Source organism: Burkholderia sp. Ac-20384, assembly GCF_017104605.1.
In the GTDB taxonomy this organism is placed as follows: domain Bacteria; phylum Pseudomonadota; class Gammaproteobacteria; order Burkholderiales; family Burkholderiaceae; genus Burkholderia; species Burkholderia lata.
In genome coordinates, this window is record NZ_JAAGPE010000071.1 from 1 (window position 1) to 24,252 (window position 24,252).

General features: G+C 67.6%; 23 protein-coding genes and 1 pseudogene. 14 read left to right on the top strand and 10 right to left on the bottom strand.

The features are described 5' to 3' along the window. Positions 1–563: helix-turn-helix transcriptional regulator (locus tag G3O00_RS16145; RefSeq protein ID WP_206143590.1), on the bottom strand; the 563-nt coding region annotated here is incomplete at its 3' end. 140 nt (positions 564–703) lie between these two features. Here G3O00_RS16145 and G3O00_RS16150 point away from each other — a divergent pair. Together G3O00_RS16150 and G3O00_RS16155 are read left to right on the top strand one after the other, a co-directional pair. After that, positions 704–2,110, top strand: a complete 1,407-nt coding sequence (locus G3O00_RS16150) for an APC family permease (RefSeq protein ID WP_011355287.1) — start codon at positions 704–706, stop codon at positions 2,108–2,110. 71 nt (positions 2,111–2,181) lie between these two features. After that, positions 2,182–3,291 carry a P1 family peptidase gene (locus tag G3O00_RS16155; RefSeq protein ID WP_206143591.1) on the top strand — a complete coding sequence of 370 codons (1,110 nt, stop codon included), beginning with the start codon at positions 2,182–2,184 and terminating at the stop codon, positions 3,289–3,291. 144 nt (positions 3,292–3,435) lie between these two features. On the opposite strand, the gene G3O00_RS16160 is transcribed toward G3O00_RS16155, so the two are convergent. After that, complete coding sequence (locus G3O00_RS16160; protein ID WP_206143592.1) at positions 3,436–3,648, bottom strand: hypothetical protein; 213 nt, start codon at positions 3,646–3,648, stop codon at positions 3,436–3,438. Positions 3,649–3,785: 137 nt separating this feature from the next. Continuing rightward, the gene (locus G3O00_RS16165; protein WP_206143593.1) at positions 3,786–5,969 is read right to left on the bottom strand and encodes an FUSC family protein; all 2,184 of its coding nucleotides are present in this window, start codon (positions 5,967–5,969) and stop codon (positions 3,786–3,788) included. A gap of 200 nt (positions 5,970–6,169) precedes the next feature. On the opposite strand from G3O00_RS16165, the gene G3O00_RS16170 reads away from it, so the two are divergent. Beyond that, positions 6,170–7,117, top strand: a complete 948-nt coding sequence (locus tag G3O00_RS16170; RefSeq protein WP_011355283.1) for a LysR family transcriptional regulator — start codon at positions 6,170–6,172, stop codon at positions 7,115–7,117. A 117-nt stretch (positions 7,118–7,234) separates the two neighbouring features. Here the strand turns inward: G3O00_RS16170 and G3O00_RS16175 are convergent, their stop codons facing one another. Both G3O00_RS16175 and G3O00_RS16180 read right to left on the bottom strand, forming a co-directional pair. Further along, complete coding sequence (locus G3O00_RS16175; protein ID WP_206143594.1) at positions 7,235–7,537, bottom strand: DUF4148 domain-containing protein; 303 nt, start codon at positions 7,535–7,537, stop codon at positions 7,235–7,237. Between the two features lie 216 nt (positions 7,538–7,753). After that, complete coding sequence (locus G3O00_RS16180; protein ID WP_174932058.1) at positions 7,754–8,896, bottom strand: porin; 1,143 nt, start codon at positions 8,894–8,896, stop codon at positions 7,754–7,756. 271 nt (positions 8,897–9,167) lie between these two features. Between G3O00_RS16180 and G3O00_RS16185 the strand changes: the two are divergent. The 4 genes and pseudogenes from G3O00_RS16185 to G3O00_RS16200 form a co-directional block, all read left to right on the top strand. Further along, positions 9,168–9,355 (top strand): annotated as a pseudogene (locus G3O00_RS16185) (hypothetical protein); the annotation flags it as partial. A 175-nt stretch (positions 9,356–9,530) separates the two neighbouring features. Further along, the gene (locus G3O00_RS16190) at positions 9,531–10,865 is read left to right on the top strand and encodes a chloride channel protein (protein WP_206143595.1); all 1,335 of its coding nucleotides are present in this window, start codon (positions 9,531–9,533) and stop codon (positions 10,863–10,865) included. Between the two features lie 206 nt (positions 10,866–11,071). Then, positions 11,072–12,394 (top strand): TIGR00366 family protein, encoded by a 1,323-nt coding sequence (locus G3O00_RS16195; RefSeq protein ID WP_206143596.1) that lies wholly within the window; start codon positions 11,072–11,074, stop codon positions 12,392–12,394. A 116-nt stretch (positions 12,395–12,510) separates the two neighbouring features. Then, positions 12,511–13,242: a class I SAM-dependent methyltransferase gene (locus tag G3O00_RS16200; RefSeq protein WP_206143597.1), complete on the top strand. Its 732-nt coding sequence runs from the start codon at positions 12,511–12,513 to the stop codon at positions 13,240–13,242. A 29-nt stretch (positions 13,243–13,271) separates the two neighbouring features. Here the strand turns inward: G3O00_RS16200 and G3O00_RS16205 are convergent, their stop codons facing one another. Both G3O00_RS16205 and G3O00_RS16210 read right to left on the bottom strand, forming a co-directional pair. Next, entirely contained in the window at positions 13,272–14,693 is a 1,422-nt protein-coding gene (locus tag G3O00_RS16205) for a cytochrome c peroxidase (RefSeq protein WP_206143598.1), read from the bottom strand. 94 nt (positions 14,694–14,787) lie between these two features. Next, entirely contained in the window at positions 14,788–16,461 is a 1,674-nt protein-coding gene (locus G3O00_RS16210) for an alkaline phosphatase family protein (RefSeq protein WP_011355276.1), read from the bottom strand. A 403-nt stretch (positions 16,462–16,864) separates the two neighbouring features. Between G3O00_RS16210 and G3O00_RS16215 the strand changes: the two genes are divergently transcribed. Then, a complete protein-coding gene (locus tag G3O00_RS16215) occupies positions 16,865–17,722 on the top strand; it encodes an EamA family transporter (RefSeq protein WP_206143599.1) in 858 nt (285 codons plus the stop codon). 30 nt (positions 17,723–17,752) lie between these two features. Here the strand turns inward: G3O00_RS16215 and G3O00_RS16220 are convergent, their stop codons facing one another. Then, positions 17,753–18,226, bottom strand: a complete 474-nt coding sequence (locus G3O00_RS16220; protein ID WP_011355274.1) for an Lrp/AsnC family transcriptional regulator — start codon at positions 18,224–18,226, stop codon at positions 17,753–17,755. A 319-nt stretch (positions 18,227–18,545) separates the two neighbouring features. Here G3O00_RS16220 and G3O00_RS16225 point away from each other — a divergent pair, with 319 nt between their 5' ends. The 6 genes from G3O00_RS16225 to G3O00_RS16250 all read left to right on the top strand — a co-directional run bounded on the left by G3O00_RS16225 (position 18,546) and on the right by G3O00_RS16250 (position 22,932). Continuing rightward, positions 18,546–19,931: an amino acid permease gene (locus tag G3O00_RS16225; protein WP_011355273.1), complete on the top strand. Its 1,386-nt coding sequence runs from the start codon at positions 18,546–18,548 to the stop codon at positions 19,929–19,931. Between the two features lie 45 nt (positions 19,932–19,976). Beyond that, a complete protein-coding gene (locus tag G3O00_RS16230) occupies positions 19,977–21,179 on the top strand; it encodes an amino acid aminotransferase (protein WP_206143600.1) in 1,203 nt (400 codons plus the stop codon). Between the two features lie 163 nt (positions 21,180–21,342). After that, the gene (locus G3O00_RS16235) at positions 21,343–21,741 is read left to right on the top strand and encodes a DUF488 family protein (protein ID WP_011355271.1); all 399 of its coding nucleotides are present in this window, start codon (positions 21,343–21,345) and stop codon (positions 21,739–21,741) included. Between the two features lie 138 nt (positions 21,742–21,879). Continuing rightward, complete coding sequence (locus G3O00_RS16240; RefSeq protein ID WP_174932051.1) at positions 21,880–22,164, top strand: DUF1488 domain-containing protein; 285 nt, start codon at positions 21,880–21,882, stop codon at positions 22,162–22,164. Positions 22,165–22,186: 22 nt separating this feature from the next. Beyond that, complete coding sequence (locus G3O00_RS16245) at positions 22,187–22,426, top strand: hypothetical protein (protein ID WP_011355269.1); 240 nt, start codon at positions 22,187–22,189, stop codon at positions 22,424–22,426. A 155-nt stretch (positions 22,427–22,581) separates the two neighbouring features. Next, entirely contained in the window at positions 22,582–22,932 is a 351-nt protein-coding gene (locus G3O00_RS16250; protein WP_206143601.1) for a metal ABC transporter ATPase, read from the top strand. Between the two features lie 64 nt (positions 22,933–22,996). On the opposite strand, the gene G3O00_RS16255 is transcribed toward G3O00_RS16250, so the two are convergent. Both G3O00_RS16255 and G3O00_RS16260 read right to left on the bottom strand, forming a co-directional pair. Further along, positions 22,997–23,776: a helix-turn-helix domain-containing protein gene (locus G3O00_RS16255; RefSeq protein WP_011355267.1), complete on the bottom strand. Its 780-nt coding sequence runs from the start codon at positions 23,774–23,776 to the stop codon at positions 22,997–22,999. Between the two features lie 16 nt (positions 23,777–23,792). Further along, positions 23,793–24,197 carry a response regulator transcription factor gene (locus G3O00_RS16260; protein WP_174932049.1) on the bottom strand — a complete coding sequence of 135 codons (405 nt, stop codon included), beginning with the start codon at positions 24,195–24,197 and terminating at the stop codon, positions 23,793–23,795. Positions 24,198–24,252 lie beyond the last annotated feature (55 nt).

Consider the following 24,252-nt stretch of genomic DNA (forward strand, 5'->3'; position numbering starts at 1 on the left):
GCGCCGAGGTCGGCATCGGGCGTCGCGCGCGCCGCGTCGCCCACCAGCCGCCAGTCCTGCCGGCTCGCCCCCAGCACCCACGGCCTCGCTGCCGTCAGCTTGCCGCGCGGCTCGACGTCGAACCGCGTGCCCGCACCGAGCGACAGCGACAGCAGCATGTCGGCGTTCGGCCGCACGAGAATCTGGATCTCGTCGTCGCCGACCGCGTCGCGGAAGTAGCTCAGGAAATATTCGCTCTGCCGGAACAGGTCGGGCGCGACTTCCTCGAGCCGGTAGCAGCCGTCGGCGAGCCCGTCGTGCGCGGCCTGCAGGAACGGGTCGAGCAGGTACACGCCGTTCAGGTAGAGCGGCACGGGCGACGCGGCATCGGTGCCGCCCGTGTCGTATTCGTCGAGCACGAGCGGCACGCCGTCGCGGCCGATTGCGGTCGCGAGCGCGTTGTCGAACGGCACCATTTCATTGAGCAACAGCACCAGGAACCGCCAGAAACGCGGCTGGCCGAGATGATCGATTGCGCGGCCGAGCGCCTGGTGCATCGCGATTTCGGAAAAGAGACGATCCATACCACCACCGGAAGGGCGTAACACGAAGGGGGAATAGCGGTCCTGAAATTGGCTTCCTAGACTGCCACGCAATCAATCGGGCCCGAGTATGGGCGTTCAAAAAAAAGTGGCAAAGGATTGGCCAAGCACAGGAGAACGAAATGGCGATGATGTCGGAATCGACGGGCACGCTGCAAGCGGCGCCTGCAACGGAAGACGCGCCGCGCGCGCTGTCGCAGACGCTCAGTGTGCGCGATGCGGTGATGATCACCGTATCGGGCGTGACACCAGCGAGCTCGATCTTCGTGATCGCGCCGTTCGCGATCCAGCAGGCCGGTAGCGGCGCCGTGCTGTCGTTCCTGCTCGGCGGCGTGCTCGCGCTGGCGTTCGCGCTCTGCTATGCGGAGCTTAGCGCCGCGCACCGCAGCGCGGGCGGCGAGTACGTGATGGCCAAGCGCGTGTTCGGCACGCTGCCCGGCTACCTGACCTTCATCACGGTGCTGTCCGTCAGCGTGTTCATCCCGGCCGTGCTGGCGAGCGGCGCCGCGCCATACCTGAACAACGCGCTGGGCACGCACTTCAGCAACCAGTCGGTCGCGCTGACGATCGTGCTGCTCAGCTACCTGCTCGGCATGCTGAACATCAAGACGAACGCGTGGATCACGGGTGCGTTTCTCGTCGTCGAGATCGGCGTGCTGATGCTGATCGCGGGCCTCGGCTTCGGTTCGCCGCATCGTGGCGCCGACGCGCTGATCGCGCCGGTCGTCGCGAGCGGCAACGCGCTCGTGCCGGCGACGCTTGCTGCGATCGTCCCGGCGATCGGCACGGCGATCTTCTGCTACAACGGCTTCGGCTCGGCCGCCTATCTCGCGGAAGACCTGCGCGGCGGCAACCGCAATGTCGCGAAGGCGGTGATCTACTCGCTGCTCGTGATCCTGGTCGTCGAACTGATTCCGCTCACCGCGATTGTGCTCGGCGCGCCGTCGCTGACCGAACTGACGAAGAGCGCCGACCCGATCGGCTATGTGGTGCGTTCGCTGAGCAACCCGGCCGTGTCGCGCGTGGTCAGCGGCGGGATCTTCCTGTCGGTGTTCAATGCGATCATCGCGATCGTGATCACGATGGGCCGGCTGCTGTACAGCAGCGGCCGGCACGCGCTCTGGTCGCGCACCTGCAATCGCGCCTTCTCGACGATTCACCCGCGCTTCGAATCGCCGTGGCTCGCCACCATCGCACTCGCGGTGCCGTCGGCAGGGCTCGTGTTCGTGTCGAGCCTCGACGAGCTGACCGCGTTCACGGTCGACCTGCTGCTGCTGATCTACCTGGTCGTCGGGCTGGCCGCGCTCGCGAGCCGCTTCGTGCGCCGTGACGTCGAGCATCATTACCGGATGCCGTTGTGGCCCGTGACGCCGCTCGTCGCGGTGGTGGGCGCCGCCTATACGCTCTACACGACGCTCGCAACGGCCACGAAACCGACCGACCTGATCATCATCGCGGGGCTGCTGATCGCCGCGCTCGTGATGTATGCGGTCTGGGCGCGCCACAGCGAAGCCTTCCGCACGCTCTGAGCGCCGGATCGAAGCTTGTCCTGTCGAAACACTGAAACACCGAACCATTGAAAGACTGGAGGAAATGCATCATGCGCACGAGGGATCTCGGCATCCGCATCGGACTCGGCACACCGGGCCGCTTCAACGCGATCACGGACGTTCCGGGTGTGCGGGTCGGACATTGCACGCTGAACGTCGAGAACGGCGACGCATCGATTCGCACCGGCGTCACCGTCATCGAGCCGCGCGCCGGCGCCGTGCACGATTCGCCGTGCTTCGCGGGCGTACACGTGCTGAACGGTAATGGCGACGCGACGGGGCTTGAATGGATCCGCGAGGCCGGCCTGCTGACCACGCCGATCGCCTATACGAACACGCACAGCGTCGGCGCGGTGCGCGATGCGCTCGTCGCGAACGAGCGCGAAGCGGCGGCCGGCCGCGTTTACTGGTGCATGCCGGTCGTGATGGAAACCTACGATGGCTTGCTGAACGACATCTGGGGGCAGCACGTGAGCGCCCCGCATGTGCAGCGCGCGCTGGCCGCCGCGCAGTCGGGGCCGGTTGCCGAAGGCGGCGTGGGCGGCGGCACGGGGATGATCTGCCACGAGTTCAAGGGCGGCATCGGCACCGCGTCGCGCGTACTCGCGGCCGACGCGGGCGGCTGGACCGTCGGCGCACTCGTGCAGGCGAACTACGGCGTACGCGAAATGCTGCGCGTGGCTGGCTACCCGGTCGGCGAAGTGCTGCGGCACGTGCCGTCGCCGTTCCGCGCGCCGGACGCGCAAGGCGAGGCCGGGATGGGCTCGATCGTCGTGACGATCGCGACCGACGCGCCGTTGCTGCCGCACCAGTGCACGCGCCTTGCGCAGCGTGCGAGCGTCGGGCTGGCGCGCGTCGGCGGCGGCACCGAGGATTCGAGCGGCGACATCTTCCTGGCGTTCGCAACGGGCAACGACGGCCTGCCGGCGGCGAACTACGGCAGCAAGGGTGCGCCGACCACCGGCGTGAAGATGGTCAACAACGACCATATTTCCGCGCTGTTCGTCGCGGCGGCTGAAGCGGTGGAGGAGGCGATCGTGAATGCGCTCGTCGCGGGCGGCGACGTCGAGTCGCGCGGGGCGCGGGTCGAAGGGCTGGGGCAGGCGCGCTTGCTGGATGCGTTGCGCGAGGTGGGCTGGCGGCCGGGGCGCGGCGCCTGAAACGGCATGCGCCGCTTCAATCGAAGCGGCGTGGAGGGGAGCGGCGATGCGGCGATCGGCCGGGCCACGATCGGCCGGGCCGCCGCTCGCCCGCGCATGCGATGCGGGCGGTGCGGGCCTGGCCGTGACGACGCGGCGTCATGCTCAGCTGCCGAAGTAGATGTTGCAGAAGCTGACGGGGCCGACACACGCGTTCGGGTCTTCCTGCTTCGATTGCGCACGATCGACACGGCCGGCGGTTGCGACGGCTTCAGCGCGGTTCGCCTGTTGCTGTACGACGTCTGCCGGTGCCGGCTGTGCGTGAGCCACAGCAGCGGTGAGCGACAGGGCAACGAGGGCGAGGTGCAGCGGCTTCATTTTGGTTTCTCCTGGGTGAGTGCCAGTCTCGCTGGCAGTGAGGAAACTATAGGCTCGCACTGCTTAAAGATTAATCACCGCGGCTGTAGAGCTTATTTCCATCCGGAACAAGGATCCCGTTGCGCACGCACCGATCGTCAATGGCGATGCCGGTTGAACGGCGCATCCTTGTCCAGCAGCGCGCTGCGCGTGAAGTGCAGGCAGCCGACGATCCGCTGCATGCGATGCCGCTCGTTGGGCACCGCGTACCACGCCTGCAACGTGTGCTGCGCCGCGCGGATCGCGAGATTCACCGATTTCAGCGTGCGCGCGTGATGGCCGGGCGTCGGATCGTCGAAGAAGCGCGGCAGCTCGTGCAGCACCGCGTCGATCGAGCCGGTCCAGCGCAGCGTTTGCGGCGGCTTCGATGCGCAGAACGCGTTCAGCTCATCGCGCAGGTCGATCACCGCGTGGCCCACCTCGAGTGTCGACAGCATCCAGCGCATCGCGTCGCGATGCTGTCGCGTGCGCCGCACGAGCAGCGTGCGCAGTTGTGCCATCAGGTCGTGCGTGCTCGACTGGAAGCGCTGCGCGAGGCGCTCCGTCGACCCTTCGCACGCCAGCGTGACCTGGCGGCGCAGGTCGTGCGCGATGCGGCCCGTGAGCCACGGCATGTGGGTGGGGAACACGACCGCGAATACGAGCGAGCACGCGAGCATCGCGATGACGATCGCCAGCCCGTTGTTGATCAGCACCTCGGGCGTATAGGCGATCACGTTGTCGGGCCCCGCGAGCAGGCAGAAAAACACCGCGAAGCCGATCCCGTAGCCGGACAATCCCGGCCGCATCGCGAGAAATGCGCCGAGGCCGAGCACCGGCGCGAGCACGGCGCACAGCAGCGGGAAGCCGTCGATGTTCGGATAGACGTAGCACAGGAACAGGTAGCCGACGGCAGTCGCGAACGCCGCGCCGACGCTCATCTGCGCGACGAACTTCGGCGCGCGCGGCGACGTCGAGCTGAGCGCGCACGCGATTGCGGTGGCGATCACGGCGAGCGGGCCGCTCGGCCATTCGGACGCAAGCCAGAACGCGCTCATTGCGCCGACGGCAACGATCGTGCGCAGGAACGCGAACCCGACGAAGAACGAATTGGTCTTCACCGCGTAATGCGTGACCGAGCGCTCGAACGCATGATCGTCCTGGTCGAGCGACGCATAGGTGTCGGCGTAGCCGAGATACTCGCCGATGAAGCGGTACAGCAGCTCGATCGCCGTATCGAAGTCGAGCAGGCCGCCGGCCGCATGCGCCTCGATGTCTCGCCGCGACGCGCGCGCGGCTTTCGGCAGCGCGCTGTGGAAGCGGCGCAGTTCGAGCAGGGCGCCGGTGGCCGGCGCGATGCCGCGCTGCCGCTCGTCGCGAAGCGCGGCGAAGCGTTGCGCGAGCGCGTCGACGTGGGGCGCCAGCGCATCGAGCACCGCGTCCGACCCGTTGGCGCGCAGCCGCTTGACGAGCTGGTGCAGCGCATGCAGCCGCGTGCACGCGTTCATGAACTCGCTGTTCAGCCGCGCGAGGCGGCGGCTGCGTGCGCGAATGTGCGGATCCTCGAACGATGCGAACGCGCGGTTGGCCTCGAAGCCGACGATGTCGTCGACGAAATCGGCGAAACGCCGCTCGAAATCGCCGCGCGCGACGTCGCCCGCGAGCGCGCCGGCCGTGAACGCCGCGAACGTCGCATGGCGGGTGCCCAGCGAGCGCATCAGCGCCTTCGCGGAGCTGAGCGGCAGGATCAGCGCGCTGACCGCGCCCGAGCACGCGATGCCGAGCGCGACTTCCGCGGCGCGCGTGAGCGCGGACTGGAACAGCGTCTGCGGGGTCATCACCGCTGGCAGGCCGATCAGCGCGGCTGTGTAGCCGGCGAGCACGAAGCCGTACCAGCGGAAGTGGCGGTTGCGCACCGCGAGCGCGATGCAGGTGCCGATCCACAGCGTGATGCCGGCCATGTACAGCTCGGGCTGCTGCGCGAACAGCCCGCCGAGCGCGAGCGCGGCGACGAGGCCGGCCGCCGTGCCGAGCACGCGGTAGAAACTCTTCGCGAACACCATCCCCGACAGCGGCTGCATCAGTACGAACACGGTCGTCATCGCCGTGCGCGGCTGCGACATCTCCAGGCGCATCGCGATGCCCATCGCGAGGAGCGCCGCGAACACGGTTTTCGCGAGGTGCAGCCAGATCAGCCCGTCGCTCGCGGCCCAGTCGCGCGCCGCGTCGCCGAGTGGATCGAGCCAGGTCCTCCATCGTGCCGGTTCGATGGAAGGTCGCTCGATCGCAGGTTGTGGCTTCATGAAAAGAGGGGGCCGGTACGGGGCCGGGCGAGGTGCGCGGCGCGTCCGAACGGGTTCGTTCGACTGTTGAGGCGCCGATTGTAGGAGTGCGGCGCCCGCGCATTAACGCAGTTGCGGGGAAACGATAGTTGCAGCCGGAGTAACAATCTGTCGCATCCCGTGGAGGAAAATAGCGGCTCCGCTACAGGTTGCTCACAGGAATGGATACCCTACAAAACATGCGGGTGTTTTCGCGCGTCGTCGAGACGGGCAGTTTCACCGCCGCCGCGCAATCGCTGAATTCGACGACGGGCGCGATGTCGCGCGCGGTGTCGGAGCTCGAGGCGCGCCTGCGCACCCGTCTGATGAATCGTTCGACGCGCCGTCTCGCGCTCACGTCGGCCGGCGAAAGCTATCTGCGGCGCTGCCGCCAGATCCTCGCCGACGTCGACCGCGCGGAAGAAGAGGCGAGCTGCGCGCACGAACGGCCCGCCGGCGTACTGCGCATGCACAGCTTCGCGAGCGTCGGTCATCACTATGTATTGCCCGCGCTGACGCGCTATCACGCGCAGTTCCCGGACGTGTCGATCGAGCTGTCGCTGTCGCAGCGCATGCCCGACCTGTTCGACGGGACGAGCGACATGGCCGTCGTCACCGCGTCGTCGCTGCCCGATTCGGAACTCGTGTCGCACCTGCTCGGCTCGACCTTCAGCATCCTGTGCGCGTCGCCCGACTATGTGAAACGCCACGGCGCGCCGGTCCGCCCGCAGGATCTCTCCGCGCACGCGTGCCTGACGCTGTGCACGCCGGCGTTCCCGACGCACGAATGGGTGCTCGAAGGGCCCGAAGGCGTCGAGCAGATCCACGTCACGGGGCCGGTGCAGACCAATACGGCCGAATCGCTTGCCCTGGCAATCCGCGACGGCATCGGGATCGGCATGCTGCCGCTGTACTCGGCGATCGACGCGTTGCGCGACGGCACGCTCGTCCGCGTGCTGCCCGCGCATATCCTGCAGAAGATGAACGTGTACGCGCTGTATCCGTCGCGCCGTTTCGTCGATGCGAAGGTGCGGACCTGGGTCGAGATGCTGCGGGCCCAGGTGCCGGGGATGATCGCGCGCGACGTCGAGATGCTGAACGCGATCGATCGCGAACCGCAGGCCGCCTGAGCGGCGGACGCGCACCGGCGCATTGCCGGCTTCTTTGCTTCACGCAAATCTCGCGAACGCAACCCGCGCCGCTCCCGCAAGACATCGTTCACGCGGGTGCGGCGCTTCGTCATGCCGTTACAGCGTGGGCTTGGCGGCCGCGCCCGATTCCGTTACCGGTTCGCCGGCGTGGCCGTAGGCGGCCTGCGCAGCTTTCTGCTCCGCGAGACGCTTTTCGTGAAGTCGTTCCTGCGCCGCCATGATGTCGTCCGGATAGTTGTTGACTTCGCCGCGCGCCGGGTTGTAGCCGACCGATTCAAGATCGATCAGCTCCTGCAGCACTTGCGCGCGCGTGACGGGCGACTTGGCGGACTGGGCGAAGGACAGCGCTGGTGCAGCGAGCAGGACGGCAGCGGCGGCGGTAACGACGAGCGATTTCACGAGGTTCTCCTGGGTACGGGGTGGGCGGCCGGATCGACGCGCGATGCGTGACCCTGACCTTTGCTGGCAGTCTACGCAGCGCCCGCGCGCGTAAAAACCCCGATTCCAGGCAGGCTGCCTTCCAGATGGAACAACATTGGTGCGGGCCGCCCGCAGCCAGCGAACCCGCGTGCGAACGCAGGTTCACGGCCGGCGGGCGACGATGCACTACGCCGATCAGAAGCGCGTGCGCATGCCGATCGTGCCGACGATCTGGTTCGCCGTGCTCGATGCGCCGCCCGAGCCGTTGATGAACGCCTGGTAGCCGCGGCCCGCTGCGTGCTGATACATCGCTTCCGCGTAGACGTCCGTGCGGCGCGACAGCTTGTAGACGGCCTGCAGGTCGACCTGGTGCCACTTCGGATCGGTGCCGTGCTTGCTGTCGGGGTTCGACACGCTGGCGTCCGTGTACACGTAGGCCGCGCCGAGGCTGACGGCCGGCGTCACCGCATAGCGCACGTTCACGTCGTAGTTGTTGAACGCGACCTGGCCGGTCGAGCCGAACGAGCCCGTGTTGTCGTACTGCGAACGCGTATAGACGAAGCCGACGGTGGCCGGGCCGAATCCGTAGCTGATGCCGCCGCCGTACGAACGCATGCGGTCCGAGCCGATCGACCAGCCGCCCTGGTTCAGGCTCTTCGCCTCGGCCGCATCGGTCGCGCCGGGGCTCGCGCTCGTCGAGCCCTTCGTGCCGTTCATCTGCAGGTACGCGCCGGCCAGCTTCAGCGGGCCGTTCGTGTAGCTCGCCGCGACGCTGTACGCGCGGTTCGCGCCGAAGTTCGTCGCGTTCGAGAATGCGTACATCGCGCCGACCTTGAAGCCCGCATAGGTCTCGCTCGTGTACTTGACCGCGTTGTTGATGCGCAGCGAGTGATTCAGGTTGTCGTTGTCGAACGGATGCGCGAAGCTCGCGTCGCCGAAGTCGCCGGCCGTGGCCGACAGCGGCGCGACGAAGTCGACCATCGTGTCGTACTGGCGGCCGAGCGTCAGCGTGCCATAGCCGTTCTGGCTCAGGCCGACGTACGCGTGGCGGCCGAACAGCTTGCCGTCCTGCCCGAGCCCGCCGTTGTTCACGTTGAAGCCGTTCTCGAGCACGAACAGCGCCTTCAGGCCGCCGCCGAGATCCTCGGTGCCGCGAAACCCGACGCGGCTGCCGTTGACGGTGCCGCTGTTCAGGCGCCACAGCGACGCACCGTTGGCGTTGTTGGTGTAGACGATGCCGGCGTCGATCAGGCCGTACAGCGTGACCGAGCTCTGTGCGTGAGCGAGCGGGGCGAACAGCGCGGCGGTGCATGCGCCGGCGATGAGGGTTTTTTTCAAGTCAGGGCTCCTGCGTGTGGGACTGGGAACGAAAGTTCGGCGCAAGTATAGGAACGCCTCGCGCGTGCAAGGCCGTCGGGGCCGCGAGCGCACCTTTCCGGATCCGGCAAGAGTCCTTCACAAAACTGACACGACGCGCGGCGCGTGCCTGACGCTGGCGGTTTCTGCGTGGTCGCGCGCGACGGGTATCCGTTCATCGCGGGCCGGTTGTCGCGTCGCTGCAACATGAGCGGGACGCGGCGCGTCGGTTGATCGGTGCGATCCGCGCGCATCGACACTGTTCACCGTGAAGCGCGCGGGCCTGAACTTCATTTCGTGCCCGACCGAGAGCATCCACCTGCAGGGGCGCTTCGACACGTTTCCGAAGCGGTGCGCCGGCAGGCCAAGGCCAGGCCGTCGATCCGCGACGGGAAGGTGATCCTGCGGCGTGAACCGGAGCACGTCACCTGTCCGGATTGACGCGGACTGGGCGCTGACGGCGGGCGGCCAAAGCCCGTCCGACGTCATGTATTCATGAAATGCATGAGTCGATTCGAAAAATACGTTTGTCTCATGATGGGCGCCGGCCTACGATGCGGTCCTGTTGGCGGCGTGCGGGTTGCACGCCGTCTTTTCGATTCCATTCGCCGACCCCATGCGCCTCGATCTCCCGTCCGCCCCCGCATCCTCTTCGCCGGCCGCCAGCCCGTTCGCGCGCGTGGCCGTCGTCACGATCCTGACCGGCGTCGGCGCGGGCCTCGGCGGCATGCTGCTCGCGCTGCTGCTGCATGCGATCCAGCACGTCGCGTACGGCTACAGCATCGCGCACGTGATCGGCACCGAGAGCTTCCTCACCGGCGTGACCGGCGCCGATCCACTGCGCCGGCTCGCGATGCTGGTCGTCTGCGGGATCGTCGCCGGCGGCGGCTGGTGGGCGCTGTACCGGTATGGCCGGCCGCTCGTCAGCATCCGCCGCGCGGTGCGCGCCGCCGATCCGCGGATGCCGGTCGTCAGCACGACGGTTCACGCGCTGCTGCAGATCGTCACCGTCGCGCTCGGCTCACCGCTCGGCCGCGAAGTCGCCCCGCGCGAGATCGGTTCGCTGCTTGCCGGGCGGCTTGCGCATGCGGCGGGCCTCACGCCCGACGACTGCCGGCTGATGGTCGCGTGTGGTGCCGGCGCGGGCCTCGCGGCCGTCTATAACGTGCCGCTCGGCGGTGCGATCTTCGTGCTCGAAGTGCTGCTCGGCACGTTCGAACTGCGTGCGCTGGTCGTGGCGGTCGCGACGTCGGCGATCGCCGCGGCCGTCGCGTGGATCGGCCTCGGCAACGAACACCAGTACACGGTGCCGCCGTTCGTGCTGAGCACGCCGCTGGTCGCGTGGTCGATCGTCTGCGGTCCGCTGTTCGGCTTTGCCGCGTACGGCTTCGTGCGGCTCACGACGCGTGCCCGCTCGAACGCGCCGAAAGATTGGCGGCTGCCGGTGCTCGCGCTGGTCAACTTCGCGGTGATCGGCGTGCTTGCGATGCGGTTTCCGCAATTGCTCGGCAACGGCAAGGGCCCGGCATCGCTGGGTTTCGACGGCACGCTGACGATCGGCCTTGCCGCGGCGCTGCTCGTGCTGAAAGTGCTGATCGAGGCCGGCAGCCTGCGCGCCGGTGCGGAAGGTGGCCTGCTGACGCCGGGCCTGGCGAACGGCGCGCTGCTCGGCGTCGTGCTCGGCGGGCTGTGGAGCCTCGTGTGGCCGGGCGCGTCGATCGGCGGGTGTGCACTTGTCGGTGCGACCGCGTTTCTCGCCGCGTCGATGCAGATGCCGATCACGGCAGTGGTGCTGCTGGCCGAGTTCACGCGCGTGGATCACGACAGCCTCGTGCCGATGCTGCTTGCGGTAGTCGGCTCGCTGGTCGCGTACCGGTTCGCGCAGCGGCTGGCCGAGCGTCGGGTGAATTCGGTTGCAACCGTGAGCACACCTGCGTCCGCCGTTCGATAACGCACACGCATTCGTCCTTTTCACCGGCGGTGCCGATTGCACCGCCGGTCGTGGTTTTCCTCCCCGTTTCCCCGTTCGCGCCAGCACGCGATCGCAGCCCCGCTCCCAAGCGCGTCCGCCGGTTCTGTGCAAGAATCCGCGCGTTTCCGCGCCTCAACCAACAACGACACGCGCGGACGTCCCTATCAGGAAACGAGGAGCTCAAGTTGATTCAGCGCATTTCCCAATTCTTCACGCAGGTGGTCCACCGCGTGTTGCCCGACCCGTTGATTTTCGCGATCCTGCTGACGGTCGTCACGTTCGCACTCGCGTTCGGCCTCACGCCGAACACGCCCGTGCAGCTCACGACAATGTGGGGTTCGGGTTTCTGGAACCTGCTCGCATTCTCGATGCAGATGGTGATGATTCTCGTCACCGGCCACGCACTCGCGAGTTCGCCGCCGGTGAAGCGCATGCTCGTCGCGCTTGCGAGCACCGCGCGCACGCCGGGGCAGGGCGTGATGCTCGTCGCGTTCGTCGGCGCGCTCGCGTGCGCGATCAACTGGGGCTTCGGCCTCGTGCTCGGTGCGATGCTCGCGCGCGAAGTGGCGCGCCGTGTCGCCGGCAGCGATTACCGGCTGCTCGTTGCGTCCGCATACATGGGCTTCCTGAGCTGGCACGGCGGATTGTCGGGTTCGGTCCCGCTCGTCGCGGCCACGAAGGGCAATCCGATGGAAAAGACCATCGGGCTGATTCCCGTGTCGCAGACGATCTTCACCGGCTACAACGCGTTCATCACGATCGGCCTGATCGTGATGCTGCCGTTCCTCGCGCGCATGATGATGCCGAAGCCGGGTGAGGTCGTCAGCGTCGATCCGGCGCTGCTGGCCGAACCGCCGAGCGTCGAGCGCCAGCTCGGGCCCGACGCGACGTTCGCGGAACGGCTGGAGGAAAGCCGCTTGCTGTCGGTTCTCGTCGCGGCGCTGTGTGCGGCGTTCCTCGTGCTGAAGTTCGTGCAGAAGGGCTTCGCGCTCGACATCGACACCGTGAACCTCGCGTTCCTTGCGGCCGGCATCCTGCTGCACCGTACGCCGATGGCCTATGCGCGCGCGGTGGCCGGTGCGGCGCGCGGCGCGTCGGGGATCATGATTCAGTTCCCGTTCTACGCGGGCATCCAGGCGCTGATGGATCACTCGGGGCTCGCGGGCGTGATCACGAAGTGGTTCGTCGATATCGCGAACGTGCACACGTTCCCGCTGCTCGCGTTCCTGAGCTCGGCCGTGATCAATTTCGCGGTGCCGTCCGGCGGCGGCCACTGGGTCGTGCAGGGTCCGTTCGTGATGCCGGCCGCCCAGGCGCTCGGCGCCGATCTCGGCAAGGCCGCGATGGCGATCGCGTACGGCGAAGCGTGGACCAACATGGCGCAGCCGTTCTGGGCGCTGCCCGCGCTGGCGATTGCCGGGCTCGGCGTGCGCGACATCATGGGGTATTGCGTGACGACGCTGCTGTTCTCGGGCGTCGTGTTCGTTGCGGGGATGTATCTGTTCTGACGCGGCGGGGCGCGAGGCGGGCGGCATCGCCTGACATCGGCGGCCCGGACGCAGATCGCCATCCGCTGGTGGATCGGGCAGAATCGGTTCACCCTGTTTCCGCCGATGGAGCCTGCATGACCGATCCGAACGAACCACCCGACCGCCAGGCGTACGCAAGTTTCGCGCAACGTTACGCCGACATCGCGCCGACGAAGGCGCACAACGCGCTCTACGAACGTCCGGCAACGATGGCGCTGCTCGGCGACGTCGACGGCCTGACGGTGCTCGACGCCGGCTGCGGGCCGGGCATCTGCAGCGCGCACCTCGCAAGTCACGGCGCGACGGTGCATGCGTTCGACGTCACGCCGGAGATGGTCGCGTTGGCGAGAGCGCGCTGCGCGGGCCTCGCGGTCGACATCGTGGAAGGCGATCTGGAGGGGCCGCTCGCGTGGTTGCCCGACGCAGCGTTCGACAAGGTCGTCTGTTCGCTCGCGTTCGACTACGTGCGCGATCTTGCGCCGACGTTGCGCGAATTCCGGCGCGTCGCGCGGCCGGGCGCCACGCTCGTGTTCTCGATGGCGCATCCGATGCGCGACTGGATGGACGAACGCACGCGCGGCGAGGGCACCTATTTCGATACGTCCCGCTTCGGCTTTCACTGGTCGGGTTTCGGTGAACCGAAACCGTATGTCGAAGCGTGGCGGCGGCCGCTCGCCGACATCCTGAACGCCGTGGCCGACAGCGGCTGGCGGCTCGACCGGTTCGTCGAGCCGAAGCCGCTGCCCGAGATGAAGGCCGCATCGGAGCGCCTTCATGCGGAGCTGTCGCTGGCCCCGGCCTTCCTTTGCATCCGCGCGCGCTGCTGACACGACGCAGCGCGGCGGTCATCCTGCACTCAGCGTTTCACCGGTTCGTCGTTCAACGTACCGAGGAACGCTTCGATATCCTTGATATCCTGCGCCGTCATCGCGGGCTTGTCGCCCGGCTTGCGATCGAACGGCGCGTCGGTCACGTCGACGTTCGCGCGATATTTCGGCGGGATGTCGTCGTACTCGTCGACCTTGCCGTCCGCCCCGCGTGAATAAAACTTCTGCGGCGAGATGCTGCGCTCGTTGTAGAACGCCATCACCTGGTCGAGCGTGTGGAACACACCGTTGTGGAAGAACACATGGCGCGTCGCCGAATTGCGCAGCGTCGGCGTCAGGAACATCGCGCAATACTGCGTCTGGTCCTTCAGGTCGTCGCGGAACGGCCCGCACACGCCGAGATCGTAGAACGCCGGGTTGTGGTTCTGCGCCAGTTCCTTGTTGCGCGGCGCGCCGAGCGCCTCGTACTGGTAATCGGTAAACATCGGCGGCAGCCCGTCCTTGCCGGGTTTCGACAGGTGGCAGCCCGCGCAATTCGCCTTGTCCGGATCGTTGAACAGGCGCAGTCCGCGCAGTTCGGCCTGCGAGAGGCGCGCACGGCCTTCGAGCCAGCGGTCGTACTTGCTGTTGTACGGGTGGAACGACGGATCTTCCACCTGGTAGCGCGCGATCGCGAACATCGCTTCCGACACCGCGAGCTGCGGGCTGTCGAACACGCGTGCGCCGAACAGTTGCTCGAGCTGCGCGCGGTGCGACGACTGCTTGAGCTTGCGCGCGACGTCGTCGATGCTCGCGTTCGCCATCTCGACCGGATTCAGCAGCGGGCCGAACGCCTGCTGTTGCAGCGTATCGGCGCGGCCGTCCCAGAACATCCCGCCCTGCGGCACGAGCTGCGGCGCGGCCGACGTGCCGGCCACCTTCTGCGCCTTCACGACACCGGCTGCCGACGCAGCCTGCTGCGCGACGGTCGGCGCGGCGTCGTTTTCACCGGCATCGGGGCCGATGCTGAAATTCGGCTGGCGGTACAGGTACATCAGCGACGGCGGCGGGCGATAGCCCTGCTGCGTCATCGCGAGGCCGCCCGGCTGCACGTCGAGCGCGTTCGGCGGGCCGTACGCGTGATCGGGGCTGTGGCACGACGCGCACGACTGCTTGCCCGACGCGGACAGCGACGGATCGGCGAACAGCGCGCGGCCGAGCTGTGCGACCGCCGACAGCGGCTGCGCGGCGGGCCGCTGCAGCACGACCGGATGCGGGTTCGCGCCGGTCCAGTCGGCGACGACGGTGCCGATCGCCGCGGGCACCTGCGCGGGGAATGCGATCGCGAACGCGCCATAGCCGAGTACGGCGGCGCCGATCACGAACGCCGCGCGGCGCAGGAGGCGGGACGGCGTGCGAGACGCGCGGGGGCCGGTGGTGTCGGGAGACGGGAACGCAGGGCGAGCTGTCATGCTGTCGGTCGGAAATCGGGCACCGCACGAAGCGGCGCGTTAAACGGAAACGGCCGGCGCGTACTGCGCCGGCCATGCGGTCACGAAGTACCGGTCAGATCGCCGGTGCCGCGCTCAAGGCGGTGCCGAGCGTCGGGTCGAGATACAGCGGCGTCGTGTTCGGCTTCGACGAGAAGTCGAACAGCGCGCGCAGGTCGCCTGCCGTCGCATCGAACGAACCGCCGCCGATGCGCTGGCCGCCGAGCCAGTTGTCCTCGATGAAGCGCACGACGGACGACTGGTCGAGCATCGTGTGGTCGACGTAGTTCTGCTTCGCGTACGGCGAGATCACGATCAGCGGGATGCGTACGCCCGGGCCGCAGCGGCCGTTCACGGTCGCGCCGTTCACGCCGGTGGTGCCGCCCGTGCCGCACTTGCCGCTGCCGTTGACCTGGTCGACCGGGTCCGACGATGCGCGCGTCGGCGCCGTGTACACATGGTCGTACCAGCCGTCCGAGTCGTCATAGGTGACGATCACGGCCGTGTTCTGCCAGTCCGGCTGCTGCTGCAGGAAGTTGACGACCTTCGTCACGAACGCCTGCTCGTCGAGCGGATCCGAATAGCCTGCGTGCGCATCTTGTGCGGCCGGGGCCTTCAGGTAGCTGACCGACGGGAAGTTGCCGGCCTTCACGGCGGCGAAGAAGTCGTCCGTATCGTACTGGTGGTTCGCCGGTTCGGCGGTCTTGCCGTCCGTCTGGAGGCTCGAGCCGATCGCGGCGACCGAGCTCGGGCGCGTGTGCTGCGGGTTCGAGGTCGACGCGTAGTACTGGAACCAGTTGTGGTGCGGGATGTAGTCGGACGTCGCGGCGTTCACGGCGGTGGCGACCGTGCTGCGGCTGCAGCCCGTGGTGCCGTTGCCGTTCGTCGTCGACAGGTTGAAGCCGCCCATGAAGCCGCCCCACGTGATCTTCGCGCCGTTCAGCAGGTCGCCGATGTTCTTGCCCGTCATCAGTGCCTGGTCGGTCGTGCTCGAGCACACGTCGTTGCCCGGGTCGACGTCGTTGATCATCGTGAAGCCGCCCTGGCCGTCATTGATGTAGTACGAGCTCTTCGCGAGCGTCGACGGCTGCGCGGACGTCTTGACGATCTGCATCCCGTTGGTCTGGCCCGACACCACGTTCAGCGCGCCCGGTGTCGACGGGCCGTACGACGTCGTGTACATGTTGTCGCTCATGGCGAAGCGCTGCGCGTAGTTCCACAGTGCGGTCACGGTGTTGCCGTCGAAGTAGCCCATCACCTGGCCCTTCGTGCCGAACGCGCCGGCGCCGCCGGACGAGCCCTTGCCGGTGTATTTCGGGAACAGGTCGGCGAGGCCGTTGTCCTCGGCCTGCTGCTCGGCCGTGTACGCGTGGTTCTGGTCGGCGGTCGCGGCCTGCGTGCGGTCGAGGCGGAACGGGTTTGCCGCGTCGGTGCCATTGGCCGTGTTCGTGAAGTTCGGGTTCGCGGTGAGCAGCGTGCCCGTCAGGCCGTTGGGCGTCGGCGTGCCGGACTTCGCGTTGAACGCCGGTTCGCCCGACGGGTTCGTCGCGTTCGGGTAGGTGCCGAAGTAGTGGTCGAACGAGATGTTTTCACCGTAGATCACGACGACGTGCTTGATCGGCGTGGCGGTCTGCAGCGCATCCTGCGACGACACGGCGGGCGTCGACGTGGGGTCGTCGCTGCCGCCGCAGGCGAACAGCGCCAGCGCTGCGGCTGCGCAGGCGGTGACGAGCAAGGCTTGACGGAACATCGGGAAACTCCAGGTAAGGTCTTCGATGGTGGAGAGCGGCCCCGTCGCCGTGTCGGTTCGGCGCGGAGCTCGTGAGAGAGCACGCGCATTGGAACAGTCCCGTATGAAGATATAGGGACGGAGTGGTTTCGTCGCGATTGCGCTGCGGTATCGATTTCATTACGGCGGCATGCAATGCGAAAGTGAACGGAAAGGGGCGGACCGCATGCCACCTCCGCGTCACATGCCGCCGTGTGTGGGGGCGCTGCCGCGGATGCCGCGCGGGGCGGGCGAAAGAGCGTGGCGGGCCGGTTTGCGCAAGGTGCTGCGCGGCGCCAGTTTTTTGACAATCGGATGACGTATTCATACGATGAACGCCCTGCGGTGACGAATTCACGTCGCCGACCGTCAGCGAGTATTCAGCGTGCCGATCCCCGTTTTGTTTGCCGTTCTGTGCGCGGCGTTCCTGCACGCGTCATGGAACGCGCTCGTCCGCAGCAGCGGCGACCGGCTCCGGTCGGCCACGGTGCTGCAGATCGCGATCGGGTCGTTCGCGCTGCTGTTCCTGCCGGCCGCGGCGCCGATCTCGGCGGCGAGCTGGGCGTGCGTCGTCGCGTCGGCCGTACTGCACGTCGTCTACACGCTGCTGCTGGTGCGCGCGTACGAGCACGGCGACCTGACCGTCGCGTATCCGGTCGCGCGCGGCACCGCGCCGCTGCTCGTCACGCTCGGCGCGGCGGCGTTTGCGGGCGAGCGGCTGAACCTGGGCGCGCAGGCGGGGCTCGTGCTGATCTGCGCGGGCATCCTGGCGATCGGCCTGGAGCGCGGGCGCGGCGCGAAGCACCGGATGAGGCAGGTACTGCCGACCGCGTTCGCGACCGGCGTGTCGATCGCGGCCTACAGCGTGGTCGACGGGATCGGCGTGCGGGAAAGCGGCAACACGGTCGGCTATACCGCGTGGATGTTCGTGCTGACGGGCGCGATGATGGCCGCGTACTACCGGCTGCGGGCCGGGCCGTTGCGGCTGACGCAGGATGTCGGCGAAACGGCGAAGGCTGCATGCGGCGGCGTGTTCGCGGCGCTCGCGTACGGCATCGTGATCTGGGCGATGGATCGCGCGCCGATGGGGCCGGTCTCGGCGCTGCGCGAAACGAGCGTGGTGTTCGCGGCGCTGATCGCCCGCGTGTATCTCGGCGAGCGGCTGACGCCGCGCCGGGCGGCCGGTTGCGGGGTGATCGCGGCGGGGGCGTTGCTGATCAGTGCGTTTGAAGCGGTGAGATAAACGGGCCGGCCTGGCGCGCGGCCCGCCGTATCAAGCCTCGACCGGCATCGCACTCGTACACTTGATCTCGTCGAGGCACACGCTCGAATGCACGCCGCTCACGCCGGGAATGCGCATCAGCGTCTCGAGCAGGAACCGCGACAAGCCTTTCAGATCGTGCGCGACGACCTTCAACACGTAGTCGATGTCGCCCGTCACGGAGAAGCATTCCTGGATCTGCGCGAGATCGGACACCAGTTTCTGGAACTTCGACAGGTCGCGGATATGCCCGCGCTCCATCGTCACGTGCACGAAAGCGGTGACGCCGAAACCGAGCGTGTCGGGGCACAGCCGGGTTTCATATCGGCGGATCGCGCCGATTTCCTCCAGCCGCCGGTGGCGGCGCAGCGTCTGCGCGGGCGACAGGCCGACGGCCTTCGCGAGATCGAGGTTCGACGCGCGGCCGTTCTCCTGCAGGATCGAGAGCAAGTGGCGATCGAGGCGATCCAGAACCGGTTCATGCATTTTTGTTTCCTCATCTGTCTCCTGGATGCAATCTTATCTCATAATGTAGGGTTTGCATGAACGGGTTACGAAACCCGATTTCGCCGTCGCGACGCTAAACTGACGCCGGATTTTCGTGTGCGAACGCAGCAATGCGGATGCGGCGACAGTCGGCGGCCGGTCTGGCAGGCACGCCGACGCGAATCGGGCGCCGCCACGCGAAGATTGCAGTCCCCAACCCGGCGGCTCCACGAACGGCCCCGGCACAGCAAAACAGCGCCCGGCACACCGAGGCGCGCCGCACCTCGCCGCAGGCGGGGGCGGACAGAGTGGAGAAGACATGGTTTCTGGAAACGAGAGCGACGGCCTGAAGCGCGGGCTGAAGAACCGGCACATCCAGCTGATTGCGCTCGGCGGCGCGCTCGGCACAGGGCTGTTCCTCGGCATCGCGCAGACGATCAAGATGGCGGGCCCGTCCGTGCTACTCGGCTACGGGGTGGCCGGCATCATTGCGTTCTTCATCATGCGCCAGCTCGGCGAGATGGTCGTCGACGAGCCCGTCGCCGGCTCGTTCAGCTACTTCGCCGACAAGTACGTCGGCCACTTCACCGGCTTCCTGTCCGGCTGGAACTACTGGGTGCTGTACATCCTCGTCAGCATGGCCGAGCTGTCGGCCGTCGGGATCTACGTGCAGTACTGGTGGCCCGGCGTGCCGACCTGGGTGTCGGCACTGGTCTTCTTCGTCGCGATCAACCTGCTCAACCTGGCCAGCGTGAAGTCGTACGGCGAGACGGAATTCTGGTTCTCGATCATCAAGGTCGCCGCGATCGTCGGGATGATCGGCTTCGGCGGCTGGCTGCTCGCGAGCGGCCATGCGGGGCCGGAGGCGAGTGTCCGGAACCTGTGGCAGCACGGCGGCTTCTTCCCGAACGGCGTGTCGGGGCTCGTGATGTCGATGGCAGCGATCATGTTCTCGTTCGGCGGGCTGGAGCTGATCGGGATCACCGCGGCCGAGGCCGACGATCCGAAGCGCAGCATCCCGCGCGCGACCAACCAGGTGATCTACCGAATCCTGATTTTCTACATCGGCGCGCTCGCCGTGCTGCTGTCGCTGTACCCGTGGGAAAAAGTCGTCACCGGCGGGAGCCCGTTCGTGCTGATCTTCCACGCACTGAGCAGCAACCTGGTGGCCAACGTGCTGAACGTGGTCGTGCTGACGGCCGCGCTGTCGGTCTACAACAGCGGCGTGTACAGCAACAGCCGGATGCTGTTCGGCCTCGCGAAGCAGGGCAACGCGCCGAAGGTGCTGTGCTCGGTGAACAAGCGCGGCATTCCGCTCGCCGCGCTCGGCGCGTCGGCGCTCGCGACCGGCGTGTGCGTGCTGGTCAACTACTTCATGCCGGGCAAGGCGTTCGAGGTGCTGATGGGCCTCGTCGTGTCGGCGCTGATCATCAACTGGGCGATGATCACGCTGATCCACCTGAAGTTCCGCCAGGCGAAGCGCGCAGCCGGGGAGGAGACTTCCTTCCGCAGTCTGGGCTATCCTTTCACAAATTACCTGTGCCTGGCATTCATGGCCGGCATTCTCGTCGTGATGTACCTGACGCCGGATCTCCGCCTGTCGGTGTACCTGATCCCGGTATGGCTCGCGGTGCTCGCGGTCGGGTATCGCTTCCGTCAGAAGAATGCAGGCTATGCGGTGCACGACAGCGCATCCGCACGCTGATACAGGCCACGACCGACCATTCTTCCAAACGAGACCGACATAGCCATGTTCGAACACATCGACGCGTACCCGGGCGACCCGATCCTGACGCTCAACGAGAACTTCCAGAAAGATCCGCGCGACCAGAAGGTCAACCTGAGCATCGGCATCTACTTCGACGCCGAAGGCCGGATTCCGGTGATGGGCGCCGTGCGCGAAGCCGAAACCGCGCTGCAGCGCGACAGCGGCGCGAAGCCGTACCTGCCGATGGTCGGCTTGCCCGCATACCGTGACGCCGTGCAGGCGCTCGTGTTCGGCGCCGATCACCCGGCCCGCGCGGCCGGTCGCATCGCGACGCTGCAGACGCTCGGCGGCTCCGGCGCCCTGAAGGTGGGCGCCGATTTCCTGAAGCGCTACTTCCCGGAGTCGCAGGTGTGGCTCAGCGATCCGAGCTGGGAAAACCACCGCTTCATCTTCGAGCGCGCCGGCTTCACGGTGAACACGTATCCGTACTACGACGAAGCGACGGGCGGCCTGAAGTTCGACGCGATGCTCGCGGCGATCGACGCGCTGCCGGCGCGCAGCATCGTGCTGCTGCACGCGTGCTGCCATAACCCGACCGGTGTCGACCTCGACGAAGGCCAGTGGGAGAAGCTGATCGACGTGATCGAGGCGCGCGGGCTGCTGCCGTTCGTCGACATGGCGTACCAGGGCTTCGGCGCGGGCCTCGACGCGGACGCGTTCGCCGTGCGCGAACTGGCTCGCCGCGGCGTGCCGGCGCTGGTCGCGAACTCGTTCTCGAAGAACTTCTCGCTGTACGGCGAGCGCGTGGGCGGCCTGAGCGTCGTCTGCGAGGATGCGGCCGCAGCCGACCGCGTGCTCGGCCAGCTGGCCGGCGCCGTGCGCTCGAACTACAGCAACCCGCAAACCTACGGCGCGAAGGTCGTGGCGGCCGTGCTCGGCACGCCCGCGCTGCGCAAGCAGTGGGAAGAGGAACTGGCGGCGATGTGCCGCCGCATCGCGCGGATGCGCCAGTCGATCCATGACGGCCTGCGCGACCACGTCAGCGGCGAGGCGCTCACGCGCTATGTGAAGCAGCGCGGGATGTTTACGTACACGGGCCTGACCGAATCGCAGGTCGACGCGCTGCGCGAAGTGCACGGCGTGTACGTGCTGCGTTCGGGCCGGATGTGCGTCGCGGGCCTGAACGACTCGAACGTCGCCATCGTCGCGGATGCCATCGGCAAGGTGCTGAAGAGCGGCGTCTGAGCGCGGCGCGCCCCGGCGCGCAACGCGGCTGGCCGAACCGGCTGCCTCCCGCAAGGGGGCAGCCGGTTTTTTGTTGGGCGGCTGCAATGTGCGCCACCCGGCTGACGCGGGGGCACGCACGGGGGTACGATCACGGCATCCAACGCATTTCGGAAGGAGCGACATGGGCATCCGGATCATCCAGCTCGGCACGCCGCGCGCGGCCGGCGAGGGCCTGCGGATCGGGACGGTGCGGCGGCCGCCGCGCGGCGTTCCGAAGGCGGAATTCGCGTCGCGCAACTACTATGATGTATGGCTGCCGACGCTGTCGCCGAGCCCGGAACTCGTCGCACAGGCGCAGGCGGCCGAAACCGATGCCGAATGGAACGCGTTCCGGCGTCACTTCCGCGCGGAGATGGCGCATGGCGATGCGCCGAAGGTGCTCGACCTGCTGGCGGCGCTGTCGGCGACCACCGCGTTCTCGATCGGCTGCTACTGCGACGACGAACGCCATTGCCACCGCAGCGTGCTGCGCGAACTGCTTGCAGAGCGCGGCGCGGCGATCGAGCCGGACGCGGGCTGAAAGCGGTTTGAGGCGGCGCCACGCAGCCGCGCCGGCACGCTGCCGCGCCGTCATCGTGCGGCGCAGCGAACCGGTTGACGTGGGTCAAGCGTGCGGGCGCGCGCGCCACTATGCTCTTGTCATGGAGCCATCACGACGATGACAGGCGGACAGATGCAGATTGCCTTCCCGCCGGAACCACCCGAATATTGCGCACGCGACCTGGTCGTGGCGTTTTCGGCACTGGTCGACGGGCGTTGCGTACAGTGTGCGATCACGGCCGAGGCGCTGGAAGATCATTTCGGCGCGCCGTCGCTGCTCGAACGCGACCTGCTGGACGCATTCGACGCGCACCGGTCGGCGATCGAGGCGATGGCGCGACGGATGCTCGAGGAAATCGGCGGCCGGCCGGTGCTGCTGCACAGCGGCCACTTCCGGCTCTGAGACGGATACCGCAGGAGGGCGCATGACACTGCAGGGCAACATTCACGAACGCGACTGGTCCGTCGAAGTCGAGACGCGTCCGTGCGAATCGGGCGAATTCCGCTGCCGCGTGTCGGTCGAGCACGGCGCCGGTGCCGCGCGTTTTCATCACACGTTCGAGCACAGCCATGCGTATCCGACCGAGCGCGAGGCGATGATCGAAGGCCTGCGGGCCGGCATGACGTGGATCGAGATGAAGACGTCGCAGACCTTCAACGTATGAACGGTTCCGCGCCAGCAAAGGCGCGGGCAGGCTATCGGCCGGGCAGCGATCGAAGAAGTCGCGCCGCGCCACGGGTAACGCGTGCCGCCGCCTTTCGGTGCGGGCGGCACATGCAAGGCGGTCGACGAGCGGGCGGCCCCGTCAGGAGACACGACATGGGCGTGGGCATGCAGATCGCCTGCCACGGATTCGCGGGTTCGGCCGCGGTCGAAGCCGAAGCCGGCGCGCAGCTGGTGCGGCTCGAGCGGTTTCGCGCGCTGATCGGCGGGTGCCACCTCGCGATCGAATCGCATGCTGCCGCCGACGGTGCACGCCGGTACGACGTGCAGCTCGACCTCGTATTGCACGACACGGCGCTCTGGCCGCTGCCGCCGTGTGTCGGCGACGACGTGGACGACGCGCTGCGCCGCGCGTTCATGCAGGCCGAACAGGCGCTGATCGCGTGCCAGGCAGGCGGTGCAAGGGTTGGGCTGCGCAACGCGGCGACCGGCGGCGCGGTGCAATGATGCGCCGCGCGCGGGGGCGCGCGGGGGCGCGCGGGCAGCCGGGCGTCGTCCTGGCCTTGTTCCTTCAGACCCGTGCGAGCGCTTGCGAGTCGATGATGCGCACGCGCTTGCCGCGCGTTTCGACCAGCGCTTCGCGATGGAACCGAGAGAACATCCGGCTCACGGTTTCGAGCTTCATCCCGAGATAGCAGCCGATTTCCTCGCGCGTCATCCGCAGGTTGAATTCCGTCGCCGAATAGCCGCGCGCCTCGAAGCGCGACGACAGGTTCAGCAGGAAATGCGCGACGCGTTGCTCGGCCGACATCGTGCCGAGCAGCAGCATCTGGCTCGATTCGCGGACGATCTCGCTGCTCAGCATCTGATAGAGAAAGTGCTGCATCGGCTTGATCTCGCGGCACGCCGCTTCGAGCGCGCCGAACGGGATGATGCACACGACGCTGTCCTCGAGTGCGATCGCGTCGCAGCAGTGCTGGCCGCCGCCGATGCCGTCCATCCCGAGCGTTTCACCGGCAATCTGGAAGCCCGTTACGTGCTCGCGGCCGTCGCGATGCATCATCACCGTCTTGAACGAACCCGCGCGCACCGCATAGATGCTCTGGAACGGATCGTCGGTGCGGAACAGCGCGTCGCCCTGGCGTACCTGCCGGGTCGTGCAGATGATCGAGTCGAGGCGGCCGAATTCCGCCGCGGTCAGGTGCGGCGGCAGACACATCGAGCGCATCGCGCACACCGAGCAGCGCGCGGCGGGATGTTTGGCGGCGTCGGCGCGCGTGACCGCGCGAAGCGGAATCGTCGGCCGAGGCGTGATGGATACGTCGGCGGCGCAAGGGGTGGCTGTGGACATGAGTCACTCCGGCTCGTCAGGGGCGGTGCGCGCGAGCGTGCACCAGGGATTCGATGACCTGGCATGCGGCGTCGAATTCGACAGTCTTGTCGAAGAAGTAGTCGGCTCCGGCCGACGCGCATGCCTCTCTGAATGCCGGCGCCGAGTGATTCGTCAGCACGATCGTGACGATGCGCGGCGCGGCCTTCGACAGCGTCCCGATCAGGTCGAGGCCGCTGCCGTCCGCCAGCCGCAGGTCGACGATCACCACATCCGCCTGGCTGCTGCGGATATGCGTCCATGCGTCCTGGCCGTCTTCCGCCTCGCCGACGACGGCCACACCGCGGATCGCGCCGACGAGCAGCGCGATCCGCTGCCGGACGGCGACGGCGTGATCGACGAGAAACACCCGGAGCGCGGCGGGTAACTGGCTGGCATTCATGCCGGCAGTATCGTGTTGCGCCGCCGAAAATGAAATCGGCCGAATTGGAAGTTGA

Bases quoted from the DNA above. Each gene is read 5' to 3' on its own strand.
- G3O00_RS16150 (WP_011355287.1), top strand. From the start codon at position 704: ATGGCGATGATGTCGGAATCGACGGGCACGCTGCAAGCGGCGCCTGCA.
- G3O00_RS16200 (WP_206143597.1), top strand. From the start codon at position 12,511: ATGACCGATCCGAACGAACCACCCGACCGCCAGGCGTACGCAAGTTTC.
- G3O00_RS16250 (WP_206143601.1), top strand. From the start codon at position 22,582: ATGGGCGTGGGCATGCAGATCGCCTGCCACGGATTCGCGGGTTCGGCC.
- G3O00_RS16260 (WP_174932049.1), bottom strand. From the start codon at position 24,197: ATGAATGCCAGCCAGTTACCCGCCGCGCTCCGGGTGTTTCTCGTCGAT.
- G3O00_RS16210 (WP_011355276.1), bottom strand. From the start codon at position 16,461: ATGTTCCGTCAAGCCTTGCTCGTCACCGCCTGCGCAGCCGCAGCGCTG.
- G3O00_RS16230 (WP_206143600.1), top strand. From the start codon at position 19,977: ATGTTCGAACACATCGACGCGTACCCGGGCGACCCGATCCTGACGCTC.
- G3O00_RS16205 (WP_206143598.1), bottom strand. From the start codon at position 14,693: ATGACAGCTCGCCCTGCGTTCCCGTCTCCCGACACCACCGGCCCCCGC.
- G3O00_RS16160 (WP_206143592.1), bottom strand. From the start codon at position 3,648: ATGAAGCCGCTGCACCTCGCCCTCGTTGCCCTGTCGCTCACCGCTGCT.
- G3O00_RS16220 (WP_011355274.1), bottom strand. From the start codon at position 18,226: ATGCATGAACCGGTTCTGGATCGCCTCGATCGCCACTTGCTCTCGATC.
- G3O00_RS16190 (WP_206143595.1), top strand. From the start codon at position 9,531: ATGCGCCTCGATCTCCCGTCCGCCCCCGCATCCTCTTCGCCGGCCGCC.
- G3O00_RS16170 (WP_011355283.1), top strand. From the start codon at position 6,170: ATGGATACCCTACAAAACATGCGGGTGTTTTCGCGCGTCGTCGAGACG.
- G3O00_RS16255 (WP_011355267.1), bottom strand. From the start codon at position 23,776: ATGTCCACAGCCACCCCTTGCGCCGCCGACGTATCCATCACGCCTCGG.
- G3O00_RS16165 (WP_206143593.1), bottom strand. From the start codon at position 5,969: ATGAAGCCACAACCTGCGATCGAGCGACCTTCCATCGAACCGGCACGA.
- G3O00_RS16225 (WP_011355273.1), top strand. From the start codon at position 18,546: ATGGTTTCTGGAAACGAGAGCGACGGCCTGAAGCGCGGGCTGAAGAAC.
- G3O00_RS16235 (WP_011355271.1), top strand. From the start codon at position 21,343: ATGGGCATCCGGATCATCCAGCTCGGCACGCCGCGCGCGGCCGGCGAG.
- G3O00_RS16240 (WP_174932051.1), top strand. From the start codon at position 21,880: ATGACAGGCGGACAGATGCAGATTGCCTTCCCGCCGGAACCACCCGAA.
- G3O00_RS16245 (WP_011355269.1), top strand. From the start codon at position 22,187: ATGACACTGCAGGGCAACATTCACGAACGCGACTGGTCCGTCGAAGTC.
- G3O00_RS16155 (WP_206143591.1), top strand. From the start codon at position 2,182: ATGCGCACGAGGGATCTCGGCATCCGCATCGGACTCGGCACACCGGGC.